At 62.7% G+C, this 14,238-nt stretch carries 15 protein-coding genes; 9 read left to right on the forward strand and 6 right to left on the reverse strand.

Annotation, left to right across the window (positions count from 1 at the left end):
• Positions 1-143 precede the first annotated feature (143 nt).
• Entirely contained in the window at positions 144-581 is a 438-nt protein-coding gene (locus E2K99_RS19960) for a universal stress protein (protein ID WP_039786852.1), read from the forward strand.
• 89 nt (positions 582-670) lie between these two features.
• On the opposite strand, the gene mltA is transcribed toward E2K99_RS19960, so the two are convergent.
• A complete protein-coding gene (mltA, locus tag E2K99_RS19965; protein WP_134223317.1) occupies positions 671-1,903 on the reverse strand; it encodes a murein transglycosylase A in 1,233 nt (410 codons plus the stop codon).
• Between mltA and E2K99_RS19970 the strand changes: the two genes are divergently transcribed.
• Complete coding sequence (locus tag E2K99_RS19970; protein ID WP_034340164.1) at positions 1,902-2,081, forward strand: hypothetical protein; 180 nt, start codon at positions 1,902-1,904, stop codon at positions 2,079-2,081. The two genes, mltA and E2K99_RS19970, sit on opposite strands and share 2 nt — an antisense overlap.
• A gap of 32 nt (positions 2,082-2,113) precedes the next feature.
• Here the strand turns inward: E2K99_RS19970 and apaG are convergent, their stop codons facing one another.
• Positions 2,114-2,488 carry a Co2+/Mg2+ efflux protein ApaG gene (apaG, locus tag E2K99_RS19975; RefSeq protein ID WP_039786847.1) on the reverse strand — a complete coding sequence of 125 codons (375 nt, stop codon included), beginning with the start codon at positions 2,486-2,488 and terminating at the stop codon, positions 2,114-2,116.
• A gap of 254 nt (positions 2,489-2,742) precedes the next feature.
• Between apaG and rpe the strand changes: the two genes are divergently transcribed.
• From rpe to trpC, 6 genes are all read left to right on the forward strand, one after another.
• Positions 2,743-3,408 carry a ribulose-phosphate 3-epimerase gene (gene rpe, locus E2K99_RS19980; RefSeq protein WP_006465098.1) on the forward strand — a complete coding sequence of 222 codons (666 nt, stop codon included), beginning with the start codon at positions 2,743-2,745 and terminating at the stop codon, positions 3,406-3,408.
• A gap of 49 nt (positions 3,409-3,457) precedes the next feature.
• Positions 3,458-4,138, forward strand: a complete 681-nt coding sequence (locus E2K99_RS19985; RefSeq protein ID WP_134223318.1) for a phosphoglycolate phosphatase — start codon at positions 3,458-3,460, stop codon at positions 4,136-4,138.
• Between the two features lie 351 nt (positions 4,139-4,489).
• Complete coding sequence (gene trpE / locus E2K99_RS19990) at positions 4,490-5,986, forward strand: anthranilate synthase component I (RefSeq protein WP_034340156.1); 1,497 nt, start codon at positions 4,490-4,492, stop codon at positions 5,984-5,986.
• Entirely contained in the window at positions 5,987-6,562 is a 576-nt protein-coding gene (locus tag E2K99_RS19995) for an aminodeoxychorismate/anthranilate synthase component II (RefSeq protein ID WP_039786828.1), read from the forward strand.
• A gap of 26 nt (positions 6,563-6,588) precedes the next feature.
• Positions 6,589-7,626 carry an anthranilate phosphoribosyltransferase gene (gene trpD / locus E2K99_RS20000; RefSeq protein WP_034340151.1) on the forward strand — a complete coding sequence of 346 codons (1,038 nt, stop codon included), beginning with the start codon at positions 6,589-6,591 and terminating at the stop codon, positions 7,624-7,626.
• Between the two features lie 37 nt (positions 7,627-7,663).
• A complete protein-coding gene (trpC, locus tag E2K99_RS20005; RefSeq protein WP_134223319.1) occupies positions 7,664-8,464 on the forward strand; it encodes an indole-3-glycerol phosphate synthase TrpC in 801 nt (266 codons plus the stop codon).
• An 84-nt stretch (positions 8,465-8,548) separates the two neighbouring features.
• Here the strand turns inward: trpC and E2K99_RS20010 are convergent, their stop codons facing one another.
• Positions 8,549-9,328, reverse strand: coding sequence for a 3-oxoacyl-ACP reductase family protein (locus E2K99_RS20010; protein WP_134223320.1), 780 nt, complete (start codon positions 9,326-9,328; stop codon positions 8,549-8,551).
• A 155-nt stretch (positions 9,329-9,483) separates the two neighbouring features.
• Here E2K99_RS20010 and E2K99_RS20015 point away from each other — a divergent pair, with 155 nt between their 5' ends.
• Positions 9,484-10,410: a LysR family transcriptional regulator gene (locus E2K99_RS20015; RefSeq protein ID WP_134223321.1), complete on the forward strand. Its 927-nt coding sequence runs from the start codon at positions 9,484-9,486 to the stop codon at positions 10,408-10,410.
• Between the two features lie 17 nt (positions 10,411-10,427).
• Here the strand turns inward: E2K99_RS20015 and E2K99_RS20020 are convergent, their stop codons facing one another.
• The 3 genes from E2K99_RS20020 to E2K99_RS20030 form a co-directional block, all read right to left on the reverse strand.
• Complete coding sequence (locus E2K99_RS20020) at positions 10,428-11,912, reverse strand: MFS transporter (protein WP_420840844.1); 1,485 nt, start codon at positions 11,910-11,912, stop codon at positions 10,428-10,430.
• Positions 11,913-12,040: 128 nt separating this feature from the next.
• Complete coding sequence (ubiB, locus tag E2K99_RS20025) at positions 12,041-13,615, reverse strand: ubiquinone biosynthesis regulatory protein kinase UbiB (RefSeq protein ID WP_121045839.1); 1,575 nt, start codon at positions 13,613-13,615, stop codon at positions 12,041-12,043.
• Positions 13,616-14,230: a ubiquinone biosynthesis accessory factor UbiJ gene (locus E2K99_RS20030; protein ID WP_205703708.1), complete on the reverse strand. Its 615-nt coding sequence runs from the start codon at positions 14,228-14,230 to the stop codon at positions 13,616-13,618.
• Between the last annotated feature and the right edge of the window lie 8 nt (positions 14,231-14,238).

Genomic DNA, 14,238 nt, shown 5'->3' on the forward strand with positions numbered 1-14,238 from the left:
AGAATAAGCCAAAAATAATGCACCAGTCCGACCTGGCGCAATGACTGCCAAGAATTTCATGCGGGCAAGGCACCACGGGACTATATTGGAGTCATTCCCTGTGCGCAGCGGCGCATACCCTATCCCTATATAAGGAGGCGAACATGTTCAAGAATATCCTGGTCCCCACGGACGGCTCCGAACGCTCGGACAAGGCCATCGCGACGGCCATCGACTACGCCAAAAACAGCGGCGCAAGCATCGTCGGCATCTCGGTGGCCGAACCCTACCCCTTCTCGCCGCTGGCCGAGAGCTCGATGGCGATCGATCCCGCCCTTTATGAAGAAAACGTCAAAACCCTGGCCAATCAGCACATCAAGAAGATCGCAGATGCTGCGGCCGCCGCCGGCGTACCCTGCCAGACGGAGATCGTGATGTCCTTCAATCCCGATGAAGAAATCATCAAGGCGGCGACGTTGCACGGCTGCGACGCCATCTTCATGGCCTCCCACGGGCGCAGCGGCCTCTCGCGCATCTTCCTGGGCAGCAAGACGCAGAAGGTGCTGACGCATTCGACCATCCCGGTGCTGGTACTGCGCTGATTCTTGTAGATAAGCTCCTCAATCGGCAAAAAAGCCTGATCCCTCGACAGGATCAGGCTTTTTCATTGCCGCAAGGAATTCACCGAAATTCAGTTGCCACCCGGCGGCGTCATCCCCTTGGGCAGCAGCACCCACATCATGCCGCGCTGCTTCATGGCCCCGGCGCGATCCTCGGCTTCATCGCCAAAGCCCCAGAAATAGTCGGCCCGCACCACGCCACGAATGGCACCGCCCGTATCCTGCGCCACCACCAGCCGCTGCAGCGGCCGGTCGCTATTGGGCAGCGTGGTCGCCAGGAACACCGGTGCCCCCAGCGGCACATGCTGCGGGTCGATGGCGATGGAACGCTGCGGGGTCAGCGGAATGCCTTGCGCCCCCTTGGGTCCCTTGGAAGGATCCGGCAGCTTTTCTTCCTTGAAGAAGACATAGCTGGGATTGGCATTGAGCAACTCTTCCTTGCGCGCCGGATTGGCCTGCACCCAGGCCTTGATGTTCTGGGCGGATGCCTGGGACAGCTCCATCTCCCCCTTGTCCACCAGATAGCGTCCGATCGACTTGTAGGGACGGCCATTCTGGTCCGCATAGGCCAGGCGAATGGTCTCGCGCGACTCCGGCAGATACACGCGGCCCGAGCCCTGCACCTGCAGGAAGAAGGCCTCCACCGGATCATCCACCCAGACGATTTCCTTGCCGGACAGGCTATTGCCCTGCATCAACTCGGCGCGCGTCGGATACGGCACCACCTTGCGTCCGACCACCTTGCCGCGCAGGCGCAGGTTCTTCAGTTCGGGATAGACGCTGGCCATGTCGATGGTCAGCAGGTCGTCCGGCGCCTGGTACAGCGGTGTCTGATAGGGCCCTGCGCGGCGGCGCGAACCGCGCAGCAGGGGCTCGTAGTAGCCGGTCACCAGCCCGGTGTCGGTGCCATCGGGATTGAACAGCTGATACGGCGTGAAATAAGTCTCGAAATACTGGCGCAGGAAGCCCAGGTCATTGGCATTGACCTGCTGCGCCGCGCCACAGGCGGCGCGCCACTCGGGCTTGCGAATCATGACCGAGCAGGAAGACTGCAGCGCTGGCCAGGCTTCGCGCAGGTCGTCATTGTTCCAGCCCGGGAGCTGAGAGAAGGTGGTGGCGCGCATGGCCGGGCCCGGCTGGGCCACTGGCTTGGGCGACGGCTGGCTCGGAGCCGGCGTGGTCAGCGGCGTAGTCTGGCAGGCCGCCAGCAGGACAGCGACCGAGACCGCCATCGCAGGTACACTAAGACGCCGCAGCGCCGACAGCTTGGCAAAACGATTCAATGACATTGGAGACAAATTCATGTTGTGGTTGATCCTGGAGGCCAGTGCCGCCTTCTTCGTGCTGGTCTTCATCGTCTGGTGGACCATGTTCTCGGGACGCAAGGAACACAATGGCCGGCCCGTCAGCGCCAGGCAGAAAGAAGCGCAGGAAAAGAAACAGCAGCCAGCGCGAGAGACGACAGACAGCGACCCGCGCTGAAAAATCCGTCGCCCCGCCTCAGGAAGAAAAATTCAGTGCAAGGTGCGCGGCAGTGAAAGCACGAACTCGGGGATGCGCACGTCGAATTGCTCGCCATCCTCGGCCACGCAGAAATATTCACCATGCATGCTGCCCTGGGGGGTCCCGAGCGAGGTACCGCTGGTGTACTCGAACTGCTCACCGGGCTGCAGGAAGGGCTGATGCCCGACCACGCCCAGGCCGCGCACTTCCTGCGCGTGGTTGTTGGCGTCGGTGATGACCCAGTGGCGCGAGATCAACTGGGCAGGGACCGTGCCGGTATTGACGATGGTGATCGCATAGGCGAACACGTAATGCGAACGCGATGGATCGGATTGTTCCTCCAGGTACTGGGTCTTGACCGTCACCGTGAACTCATACGCTGCCATGGAATTTCCTGTGTTGTGAAGGGGACTGCCGCCGCGCCGGCGATTTGCAATCGGTCTTGCCCGCGCGGCCACCCCGGATTGCACACGAATTCAGCAAGCAGCGCAAGCCGATGCGTTCCGCAGGACCGCCGCAGGCAGGCCTGACGGCGCATCGGCCGGGCCTGCGAGCTGCAGCAAGGTAGAATAGCGGTTTTGCCGCCTTCGCGCCTGCGCCCGACGGCCAATGTCGATTCAGCCATCCTTTGTTTACAGCCATGCCGACCTACCGTATCGCCCCCAGCATCCTGTCCGCCGATTTCGCCCGCCTGGGTGAAGAAGTGCGCAATGTCGTCGCCGCCGGTGCCGATTTCATTCACTTCGACGTGATGGACAACCATTATGTCCCCAACCTGACCATCGGCCCGCTGGTGTGCGAAGCCATCCGCCCGCACGTGCAAGTGCCGATCGACGTGCACCTGATGGTCAAGCCGGTGGACCGCATCATCCCCGATTTCGCCAAGGCCGGTGCCAACCTCATCACCTTCCACCCGGAAGCCTCGGAGCACATCGACCGCTCCCTGCAACTGATCCGCGACAACGGCTGCAAGGCCGGCCTGGTATTCAACCCCGGCACGCCGCTGCATTACCTGGATCACGTCATGGACAAGCTGGACATGGTCCTGATCATGTCGGTGAACCCCGGTTTCGGCGGCCAGTCCTTCATTCCGGAAGCCCTGAAAAAGATCGCCGAAGTGCGCCGCCGCATCGATGAATCCGGCCGCGACATCCTGCTGGAAGTCGATGGCGGCATCAAGGTCGAGAACATCGCCGCGGCAGCCCGCGCCGGTGCCGACACCTTCGTGGCCGGTTCGGCCATCTTCGGCAAGCCGGACTACAAGGCCGTCATCGACGCCATGCGCGCCGAACTGGCCCAGGTCTGATCGCACCTCCCCTTCGCCAGACGAACAAACAACGAGGTTTACCGGGCATATGAAGAATCTGACCAACATCAAGGCCGCCATCATCGACCTCGACGGCACCATGCTGGATACGGCCGCTGACTTCCACGTCGCGGTCAACCGCATGCGTGAAGAATTGGGACTCACGCCCCTGTCCCAGGAAACCATCGTCAACTTCGTCGGCAAGGGGACCGAGAACCTGATCCGGCGTGTGCTCGCCGTGGACTATGCCGAGGACGAGGCAGCGCAATACTTCCGGCAGGCGCTGGACAGCTACACGGAGCACTACCTGGCCATCAATGGCGACTATTCCTCGCTCTACCCGGGCGTGGTCGAGGGCCTGCAAGCCCTGCGCGCCAAGGGCCTGCGCCTGGCCTGCGTGACCAACAAGCCGCTGGCCTTCGCCGTACCGCTGCTGCAGAAGAAGGGGCTGCGCGATTTCTTCGAGATCGTCTATGGCGGCGATTCCTTCCCGAAGAAGAAGCCCGATCCCATGCCCTTGCTGCAAGTCTGTGAGGATTTCGCCCTGCAACCCGCGCAGGTCGTGGCCATCGGCGACTCCAGCAACGATGCCCAGGCCGCCCGCGCGGCCGGTTGCCGTGTCCTGAATGTTCCGTATGGATACAATCACGGTGAATCTATACACGACGTCGATTCGGATGGTATAGTTTCGACGCTTGTAGAAGCAGCGCAGCAAATCTCGGTGGACTGACAACCCGTCAGCTCACCGGTCGACAGACCGAAGATCCAATCGCGACCCACATCAATGTTTCGTAACAACAAACGAACCGCTCAACCGACAGCCGCCCCTGAGGCCTGGCTGTGGCGACGCTGGCAATTCCAGGCGCAGTAATTGACGCCTGGACCTGGCCGCACCTGCGTGCCAGGTCGTTTGTTGTGGTACCGCATCCTCCGCATTTCCCGCAATTCTCATAACGACACCGCTGACGAGAGTCCGCACCTGTCTGCTGCATCCGCGTGCATCGCGTCCATGGCTTCATGGCGTGTTGCGACGGTCTGCGGCCAGGCCCGCGTACCCTACAATGGCGGTCTGGAGTGACACATGACCGAACTCGAATTCAAATCGCTGGCCGCCGAAGGCTACAACCGCATCCCCCTGATCGCCGAAGCCTTCGCCGACCTGGAAACCCCGCTGACGCTCTATCTCAAGCTGGCCCAGAGCCACAACACCGGCAAGAACACCTTCCTGCTGGAGTCGGTGGTCGGTGGTGAGCGCTTCGGGCGCTATTCCTTCATCGGCCTGCCCGCCTCCACCAAGATTCGCTGCAGCGGCCAGCAGATCGAGGTACTGAAAAATGACGAGGTCATCGAGACCGCCCAGGGCAATGCGCTGGAATTCATCGCCGAGTATCAATCCCGCTTCAAGGTCGCCATCCGTCCCGGCATGCCGCGCTTCTGCGGCGGCCTGGCCGGCTACTTCGGCTACGACGCCGTGCGCTACATCGAAAAACGCCTGGAAAACAGCGCCCCGCAAGATACGCTGGGCCTGCCCGACATCCAGCTGCTGCTGACCGAAGAACTGGCCGTCATCGACAACCTCTCCGGCAAGCTCTACCTGATCGTCTACGCCGACCCTACCCAGCCGGAAGCCTTCTCCCGTGGCCGCCAGCGCCTGCGCGACCTGCGCGCCATGCTGCGCCGCCCGGCCGATGCACCGGTGACCACCGGTTCGGTGCGTACCGAAACGATCCGCGAATTCCCCAAGGACGAATACCTCAAGGCCGTGGCCCGCGCCAAGGAATACGTGATGGCCGGCGACCTGATGCAGGTGCAGATCGGCCAGCGCCTCAGGAAATCCTATGTGGATTCGCCGCTGATGCTGTACCGCGCGCTGCGTTCGCTGAACCCCTCCCCTTACATGTACTTCTACAACTTCGGCGACATGCAGATCGTCGGTGCCTCGCCGGAAATCCTGGTGCGCAACGAATCCATCGGCGAAGGCCAGAAGAAGATCACCATCCGCCCGCTGGCCGGCACCCGCCCACGCGGCTCCACCATCGAGCGCGATGAACAGCTGGCGCGCGAACTGCTGGCCGATCCCAAGGAAATCGCTGAACACGTGATGCTGATCGACCTGGCCCGCAACGACATCGGCCGCATCGCCACCACCGGCAGCGTCAAGGTCACCGACCAGATGGTGATTGAAAAATATTCCCACGTGCAACACATCGTCTCCAACGTCGAGGGCATCCTCAAACCCGGCATGTCCAACCTGGATGTGCTCAAGGCCACCTTCCCGGCCGGCACCCTCTCGGGCGCCCCCAAGGTGCGCGCCATGGAAATCATCGACGAACTGGAACCGACCAAGCGCGGCATCTACGGCGGCGCCTGCGGCTATCTCTCCTTCGGCGGCGAGATGGACGTGGCCATTGCGATCCGTACCGGCGTCATCAAGGACGGCACGCTGTACGTGCAGGCGGCCGCCGGCATCGTGGCCGACTCGGTGCCGGAAATGGAATGGGAAGAAACCGAAAACAAGGCGCGTGCCGTATTGCGCGCTGCTGAACAAGTGCAAGATGGCCTGGACGGAGAAATCTAAATGCTGCTGATGATCGACAACTACGACTCCTTCACCTACAACCTGGTGCAATACTTCGGCGAGCTGGGCGAAGAGGTGCTGACCATCCGCAATGACGAGATCACGCTGGATGACATCAAGAAGCTCAACCCCGAACGCATCTGCCTCTCCCCCGGCCCCTGCAGCCCCAAGGAAGCCGGCATCTGCGTGGACCTGCTCAAGGAATTTTCCGGCAAGCTGCCCATCCTCGGCGTCTGCCTCGGCCACCAGGCCATCGGTGAAGCCTTCGGCGGCAACATCATCCGCGCCAAGCAGGTCATGCATGGCAAGACGTCCAAGATCGCGCACACCGGCGTGGGCGTCTTCAAGGACCTGCCCACTCCCTACACCGTGATCCGCTACCACTCGCTGGCCATCGAACGCGCCACCCTGCCGGATTGCCTGGAAGTGACCGCCTGGACCGATGATGGCGAGATCATGGGCGTGCGTCACAAGGAGTTCGACCTGCAAGGCGTGCAGTTCCACCCCGAGTCCATCCTCTCCGAGCACGGCCACGCCCTGCTCAAGAACTTCCTGACCGGCAGCGCCCACGGCTGAGACCATTAGACAAATCGAGACAAGACATGCCCATCACTCCCCAAGAAGCGCTGCTGCGCTGTATCGAGCATCGCGAAATCTTCCACGATGAAATGCTGACGCTGTTCCGCCAGATCATGAGCGGCGAGATGTCGCCAGTGATGATCGCGGCCCTCACCATGGGCCTGCGCGTGAAAAAAGAAAGCATCGGCGAGATCGCCGCCGCGGCCCAGGTCATGCGCGAATTCGCCACCAAGGTGCCGATGGCCGACACCTCCCGCCTGCTCGACATCGTCGGCACCGGCGGCGATGGCGCGCACACCTTCAACATTTCCACCGCCTCCATGTTCGTAGCGGCGGCCGCCGGTGCGCGCGTGGCCAAGCATGGCGGACGCAGTGTCTCCTCCTCCTCGGGCAGCGCCGACGTGCTTGAAGCCCTGGGCGCAGACATCAACCTGCAACCCGAACAAGTGGCGCAATCGATCGCCCAGACCGGCATCGGCTTCATGTTCGCCCCCAACCACCACGCCGCCATGAAGCATGCGGCGCCGGTGCGCAAGGAGCTGGGCGTGCGCACCATCTTCAACATCCTCGGTCCGCTCACCAATCCGGCCGGGGCTCCCAACATCCTCATGGGTGTGTTCCATGCCGACCTGGTCGGCATCCAGGTGCGCGTGCTGCAACGCCTGGGCGCGCAGCACGCCATCGTGGTCTGGGGCCGAGACAATCTGGATGAGGTCACGCTGGGCGGTGCCACCATGGTGGGCGAGCTGGTCAACGGCGAGATCCGCGAATACGAGATCCATCCGGAAGATTTCGGCCTGTCCATGTTTGCCAGCCGCAACTTGCAGGTCGGCAATGCTACCGAGTCCAAGGAGAAAATCTTCGAAGCCCTGCGTGGGGAACCCGGTCCGGTGCACGACATCGTAGTCATCAATGCCGCCACCGCGCTCTATGCGGCCGGCGTTGCGCCCTCGATCGCCGAGGGCCTGCAGACGGCGCGTGCCACCATCGCTTCCGGTGCGGCGCGTGCCAAGCTGGACCAGTTCGTCCAGGTGACCCGCCAGCTCGGCGGCAAGCACTGATCTCCGCCCCTCAACTCAGACCCCTGACAGGAGCCCCATGTCCGACATCCTCAACAAGATCCTCGACGTCAAGGCCGAGGAAGTCCGCATCGCCAAGCAGCAGCGCGACCTCGCCAGCCTGCGCCGCGATGTGGAAACCGATAGCGAATTGCGCTCGGAACTGCGCAATTTCGAAGAGAGCCTGCGCGGCAAGATCGCCAACGGCCAGGCCGGCGTGATTGCCGAAGTCAAGAAAGCCTCGCCTTCCAAGGGCGTGATCCGTCCCGACTTCAAGCCGGCCGAGATCGCGGTGAGCTATGCCGAACATGGCGCGGCCTGCCTGTCGGTACTGACCGATGAACAATTCTTCCAGGGCTCGCCGGACTACCTCAGGCAGGCGCGCGCCGCGTGTGCCCTGCCGGTACTGCGCAAGGATTTCATGATGGATCATTACCAGATCTATCAAGCGCGCTCCTGGGGCGCGGACGCCATCCTGCTGATCGTGGCCGCGCTGGACCACGGCCTGATGGCCGACATGGAAGCCTGCGCCCATGAGCTGGGCATGAGCGTGCTGGTGGAAGTCCACGATCAGGCTGAACTGGACGCGGCCCTCAAGCTGAAGACCCGCCTGTTGGGCATCAACAACCGCAACCTGCGCACCTTCGAGACCACGCTAGACACCACCCTGAACCTGTTGCCGCGCATCCCCCCGGAAAAGCTGGTGGTCACCGAATCGGCGATCGCCACCCCGGACGATGTCAAGCGCATGCGCGATGCCGACGTGCATGCCTTCCTGGTCGGTGAAGCCTTCATGCGTGCCCCGGAGCCGGGCGTAGAATTGGCTCGCCTGTTCGCCTGATTCCCCTTCTCACGAAAAAACCTCGCCCGGTGCAGACCGGTGCGAGGTTTTTTTTCGTCCTGAGAGTGACGGACTGAGCAGCGATCAAGCCGAGAAACCGCCATCGATCATCAGGTTGGCACCGGTGATGTAGCCCGCTTCCGGACCTGCGAGATAGGCCACGAAACTGGCGATTTCTTCAGCCTTGCCATAGCGGGGCAGTGCCATCAGGCCAGTCAGGGAAGTGGCGAAGTCGCTGTTGGCCGGGTTCATGTCGGTATCGACCGGACCGGGCTGGACGTTGTTGACGGTGATGCCACGCGCACCAAGGTCGCGGGCCAGCCCCTTGGTCAGGCCGACCAGCGCCGACTTGCTCATGGCATACACGGCACCGCCGGCAAAGGGGATGCGGTCGGCATTGGTGCTGCCGATGCTGATGACGCGGCCACCTTCGCCCATGTAGCGCACGGCGGCCTGGGTCGCCACGACCACGCTGCGCACATTCACGGCCAGGGTGCGATCCAGATCCTCCAGCTTGAACTCATCGATGGGGCCCATGGCCAGCACGCCCGCATTGTTCACCAGGATATCGAGCCGGCCGAAGGTCTCTGCGGCCAGGCGGACGGCTTGCTGCAGGGCGGCTGCATCGGCGCTGTCGGCCTGGATCGCCAGGGCGCGGCCACCGGCGGCTTCCACGCGGGAGACCAGGGCTTGCGCCTTGTCCGGCGAAGTGACGTAGGTGAAGGCGACGGTGGCGCCTTCGGCGGCCAGGCGCTGCACGATGGCCGCGCCGATGCCGCGCGAACCGCCTTGCACGAAGGCCACCTTGGAGGCCAGGGTGGATGCGGATGGGGATGCGGCGGCGTTCTGGATTTGCTTGTTCATGATCTTGCTCCTTGAAAGTGATGGGTTGGCCCCGTCGGCCCGCAGCGGCGTGCTGCTGTGTGCGTCCGGGTTGAAGCAAGTATCGGCGTTTGATTATGCGGCGACTAGCTGGCAATCCCTATCTTCTTTTTAAACCAATGGTTTAGAATCGAGCGATGGAAACCATGACCAGCATCGAATGCTTCGTCGCTGCGGCCCACGCCGGCAGCTTTTCGGCGGCGGCACGCCAGCTCGGCCTGACGTCGGCGGCCGTGGGCAAGAACGTGGCACGGCTGGAAACTTCGCTGGGCGTGCGCCTGTTTCACCGCAGCACCCGCAAGCTCTCGCTGACCGAAGCGGGCGAACGCTTCCTGCAGGAAGTGGGCGGCGGCCTGCAAGCCATCCGCAGCGCCGTGGCCAATCTCGCCAGCGCTGGCGGACAGCCGGCCGGCACGCTCAAGGTCAGCATGGGGACAGGATTCGGGCGGCAATACATCGTGCCCTTGTTGGGAGAATTCCTGGGGCGCTATCCGGGCATCCAGCCGGACTGGCATTTCGAGAACCGCTCCGTGGACCTCATCACCGAGGGCTTTGATGCCGCCATCGCCGGCGGCACCGAGCTGTCGCCCGGCGTGGTGGCGCGCGAGCTGGCCCCGGCGCATCGGGTGCTGCTGGCTTCGCCCGCCTATCTGGAGGCGCACCCGGCCTTGCGCTCGCCGGCCGACCTGGCCGAGCATGCGGGCATCCTGATCCGCTCGCCCCAGACCGGGCGCGTACGGCCCTTCTCTCTACGCGACCACGACGGCCAGCAGGCACCGGTCACGCTGCAGCAACGCATGACCATGAGCGATGCCAATGCGGCTTGCGAGGTGGCCGAAGCGGGACTGGGTATCACGCTGGTGTCGATGCCGCATGCCCTGCTCTATCTGGATCGCGGCACGCTGGTGCGAGTGCTGCCGGACTGGTACGTGGATACCGGCATGCTCTCGCTCTACTTCACCGCGGCGCGGCTGCTGCCGGCCAAGACGCGGGTATTCGTCGATTTCGTGGTCGAGCACTTCCGCCGCGAGCGGCTGGCGGAGCGCTTTTCGGCGCACCGCTGAATACACGTCCGAGAAGTTCAGCGCTTGCCTTGCGCGGCGCGCATCCCGCCACCGATATTGCTGCCGGCGTCCCGCGCCAGGCCGCGATAGCCGATGACCGAAATTAACGTCACCACGCCAGCCATCGCAAAAGCCCACTGGAAATCGCCCAGCGTGAAATGCGCGCCGGTGGCATCGATCTGCTCGCCCCGGATCGCCGCCGCGATACGCAAGGCCAGCGCACCGAAGGCGATGCCCATGCCGATGGTCATCTGCTGCGCCACGCTCCAGAGCGTGCTGGCCGAGGATTTGCGGGCATCGCTGATATCCGCATAAGCCAGCGTGGCCAGGGTCGAGAACTGCATCGAACGCGACAGCCCGTAGCAGAAGATCACCCCCAGGATCACCGGCAGCGGCGTGCCCGGCGTGAGCAGGCCGCAGGCGATGATGAGGCAACCGGCGATGGCCGCATTGTTGACCGCCACGCTACGAAAACCGAAACGCTGCAGGACGCGCGTGGTGAACGCCTTCATGCCGAGATTGCCGAGGGCGGTTGCCAACAGCAGCAACCCCGACTGGAACGCCGTCAGGCCGAAACCGATCTGGAACATCAGCGGCATCAGGTAAGGCACTGCATCCACGCCAATACGCGTGAGCGAACCGGTCAGCACCGTCACCGAATAGGTCGGAATGCGCAGGTTGGAAAAATCCAGCAGCGGATGTTCGATGCGCTGCATGTGCCGCCACGCGCAGTACCCCAGCACTACGCCCAAGGCCACGAAGCCGAGTGCCACCTTGATATTGGATTCCATATGGCTGGCGATCTCGGTGCCATACAGCAGCGAAGTCAGCGCCGCGCCCGAGAGCAGGAAACCGATCACGTCCAGCGGCCGCTTGCTGTGGCCGTGTTCATTGCGCACCACGCGCATGACGGCAATGAACGCCGCAAACCCGAACGGTACGTTCATCAAGAAGATCCAATGCCATGATGCGTACGTGGTGATGAAACCGCCGATGGACGGCCCCACCACCGGGGCCACGATGGCCGGCCAGGTGATGGTGGCAATGGCTTTCATCAGTCTGTCCTTGCCGGTACTGCGCACCACGATCATGCGCCCGACCGGTACCATCATTGCGCCACCCAGGCCTTGCAGCACCCGCGCTGCGGTGAACTCCCACACGTTCTGCGAATAGCCACACAAAACGGAAGCCAGCGTGAAGATGGCAATGGCGATGCCGAACACCGTGCGCGAACCGAAGCGGTCGGCCACCCAGCCGCTGATGGGAATGAAGACGGCCAGCGTCAGCATGTAGGCCGTCATGCCCAGGCTCAATTCATTGGGCCCGACACCGAAGGACTGCGCCATCTGCGGCAAGGCCGTGGCGATGATGGTGGTATCGAGATACTCCATGAAGAAAGTCGCCGCCACGATGTAAGGCAACATGCGCACGCGTGCATCGGACAGGCTGTTGTCGTTGGTTCCCACGGTGTTCTTGGCCTCTGTTGTTTCGGGTTGAACCATGCGAAACGCCGGCATAGGCCGGCGCTTGCTGAAGACAGTTTTAGATAGTTACCAAATTAACCAAACTATCTAAATCATCCAAATCATCCAAATCATCTAAATCATCTAAATGATTTAAATCATTTACATCAATAGAACTTCAGGAAGTGCATCAGCACCTGTATCACGATGATGCCGCCGATGAGCCCGCCCCCGAAATAAACGATCACGCCCAGCAGCATGTTGGTGCGCCGCTGCTCGGCCAGCAGCTTGCGGATCAGCTCGGTGTTCTGCGGCTGGCTCTCACCGTCGGTATAGCGCGTCAGCGCCTGATGCGCCAGGCGCGGCAGTTCCGGCAGCAGGCGGCTGTAACGCGGCACTTCCACCTTCAGCTGTTCGACGAAACCGCGCCAGCCGATCTGCTCGCTCATCCAGCGTTCGAGATAGGGCTTGGCGGTCTTCCACAGATCCAGGTCCGGATCAAGCTGGCGGCCCAGGCCTTCGACGTTGAGCAGGGTCTTCTGCAGCAACACCAGCTGCGGCTGCACTTCCACGTTGAAACGGCGCGAGGTCTGGAACAGGCGCAGCAGCACCTGGCCGAAGGAGATGTCCTTCAACGGTCGGTCGAAGATCGGTTCGCAGCAGGCACGCACGGCCGCTTCGAGTTCATCGACGCGGGTTTCCTTGGGCGCCCATCCGGATTCGATGTGGGCCTCGGCTACGCGCTTGTAGTCGCGGCGGAAGAAGGCCAGGAAATTCTGCGACAGGTAATCCTTGTCGTAATCGTTGAGCGTGCCAACGATGCCGAAGTCCAGCGCGATGTAGCGGCCGAAGGTTTCCGGGGCCACCGACACCAGGATGTTGCCGGGGTGCATGTCGGCGTGGAAGAAGCCATCGCGAAACACCTGGGTGAAGAAAATCTCCACGCCATCGCGCGAGAGCTTGGACAGGTCGACCCCTTCGGCGCGCAGGCGCTCGGTCTGCGAGATCGGGATGCCGTACATGCGCTCCATCACGATGACCGAGGATGAACAATAATCCCAATACATCTCCGGCACCATCAGCAGCGTGGACTCGGCGAAGTTGCGGCGCAGCTGGCTGGCATTGGCCGCTTCGCGCATGAGGTCCAGCTCGTCGTGCAGGTACTTGTCGAACTCGCCCACGACTTCCTTGGCCTTCAAGCGACGTCCATCGGCCCACAGGCGTTCCAGCCAGTCGGCAGCCACATGCATCAGGCCGATGTCGTGATCGATGATGTCGCGCATGCCGGGACGCAGCACCTTGACGGCCACCTCCTTGCCATCCTTCAGGGTGGCGAAGTGGACCTGCGCAATCGAGGCCGAGGCCACCGGGGTGCGTTCGAAGCTGGCGAAGAGCTGGTCCGGATGCGCGCCCAAGGACTTTTCGATCTGCTTGACCGCCAGTTCCGATTCGAAGGGCGGCACACGGTCCTGCAGCAGCGTCAGTTCATTGGCGATATCGGGCGGCATCAGGTCGCGCCGGGTCGAAAGCACCTGGCCGAACTTGATGAAGATGGGACCGAGATCCTCCAGCGCACGACGCAGGCGCTCACCGCGCGGCGCAGTCAGGTCGCGCCAGAAGAAGATGCGGTTGATGATGCGGGCGATGCGCGGCGGCGCGAATTCGGAGGCGATGATTTCATCCAGGCCGTAGAGAATGGCGACACGGATGATCTTGAGCAAACGCATGGAACGCAGCAGCATTTAACGACGCTCCAGTTTCTCGATGCGTTTGGACAGGCGTTCCAGGTCATCGCGCAGGCGCACGACGTCGGCAGAAAAATCCTGCAACTGGCGGGGGCGGATCAGCATCGGTTGTTCTTCCAGGAAATACTCGGCAAGGTTTTCGGTCAGCTTGCGCTGGGTGGTGCGGGCGGCATCAAACAGGCCACGCGCGCCGGAGACGATACGGGTCGCAGCAACATCGCCGACCACGCGGGAGAGATCATCCTCGGCATCCCAGCGCAGCTTCTGGCTCAGTTGCGAAATCGCATTGGCGAAATCGGCATCGCCCTCCAGCTTGACGTAAGAGACGGCGCGCTCGCGGTTGGCGGCAATCAGCGGCAGGTCGGACAGCTTCAGGCGGATGGTGACATTGGCCAGCGCATCGGCCGGCACCTCCTGCAGGTAGCCATCGCCGGTCACCTTCAGGCGCAATTGCATGACGCCGGTATCGATGCAGGCGACCTTGCCGGCGTGGGCCATGAGGGTGTCGCGCGCCCACGGTTCCTGGGCCAGCAGGTGATTGATCACCGCAGCGGCAGGTTTCATCGGGTCGAGGCCGGAGACAAGAGTGGACGGATCGGGCAGCACGGACATGGATTCCA

Origin of the sequence: Herbaspirillum huttiense (assembly GCF_004367745.1) — a bacterium.
Lineage (GTDB): Bacteria > Pseudomonadota > Gammaproteobacteria > Burkholderiales > Burkholderiaceae_D > Herbaspirillum > Herbaspirillum huttiense.

Excerpts from the sequence above, each read along its gene's own strand:
- trpC (WP_134223319.1), top strand. The coding sequence starts at position 7,664 with ATGTCCGACATCCTCAACAAGATCCTCGACGTCAAGGCCGAGGAAGTC.
- E2K99_RS19995 (WP_039786828.1), top strand. The coding sequence starts at position 5,987 with ATGCTGCTGATGATCGACAACTACGACTCCTTCACCTACAACCTGGTG.
- E2K99_RS19960 (WP_039786852.1), top strand. The coding sequence starts at position 144 with ATGTTCAAGAATATCCTGGTCCCCACGGACGGCTCCGAACGCTCGGAC.
- mltA (WP_134223317.1), bottom strand. The coding sequence starts at position 1,903 with ATGAATTTGTCTCCAATGTCATTGAATCGTTTTGCCAAGCTGTCGGCG.
- E2K99_RS19970 (WP_034340164.1), top strand. The coding sequence starts at position 1,902 with ATGTTGTGGTTGATCCTGGAGGCCAGTGCCGCCTTCTTCGTGCTGGTC.
- trpD (WP_034340151.1), top strand. The coding sequence starts at position 6,589 with ATGCCCATCACTCCCCAAGAAGCGCTGCTGCGCTGTATCGAGCATCGC.
- E2K99_RS19985 (WP_134223318.1), top strand. The coding sequence starts at position 3,458 with ATGAAGAATCTGACCAACATCAAGGCCGCCATCATCGACCTCGACGGC.
- E2K99_RS20020 (WP_420840844.1), bottom strand. The coding sequence starts at position 11,912 with ATGGTTCAACCCGAAACAACAGAGGCCAAGAACACCGTGGGAACCAAC.
- trpE (WP_034340156.1), top strand. The coding sequence starts at position 4,490 with ATGACCGAACTCGAATTCAAATCGCTGGCCGCCGAAGGCTACAACCGC.
- ubiB (WP_121045839.1), bottom strand. The coding sequence starts at position 13,615 with ATGCTGCTGCGTTCCATGCGTTTGCTCAAGATCATCCGTGTCGCCATT.
- E2K99_RS20015 (WP_134223321.1), top strand. The coding sequence starts at position 9,484 with ATGGAAACCATGACCAGCATCGAATGCTTCGTCGCTGCGGCCCACGCC.
- rpe (WP_006465098.1), top strand. The coding sequence starts at position 2,743 with ATGCCGACCTACCGTATCGCCCCCAGCATCCTGTCCGCCGATTTCGCC.
- E2K99_RS20030 (WP_205703708.1), bottom strand. The coding sequence starts at position 14,230 with ATGTCCGTGCTGCCCGATCCGTCCACTCTTGTCTCCGGCCTCGACCCG.
- E2K99_RS20010 (WP_134223320.1), bottom strand. The coding sequence starts at position 9,328 with ATGAACAAGCAAATCCAGAACGCCGCCGCATCCCCATCCGCATCCACC.
- apaG (WP_039786847.1), bottom strand. The coding sequence starts at position 2,488 with ATGGCAGCGTATGAGTTCACGGTGACGGTCAAGACCCAGTACCTGGAG.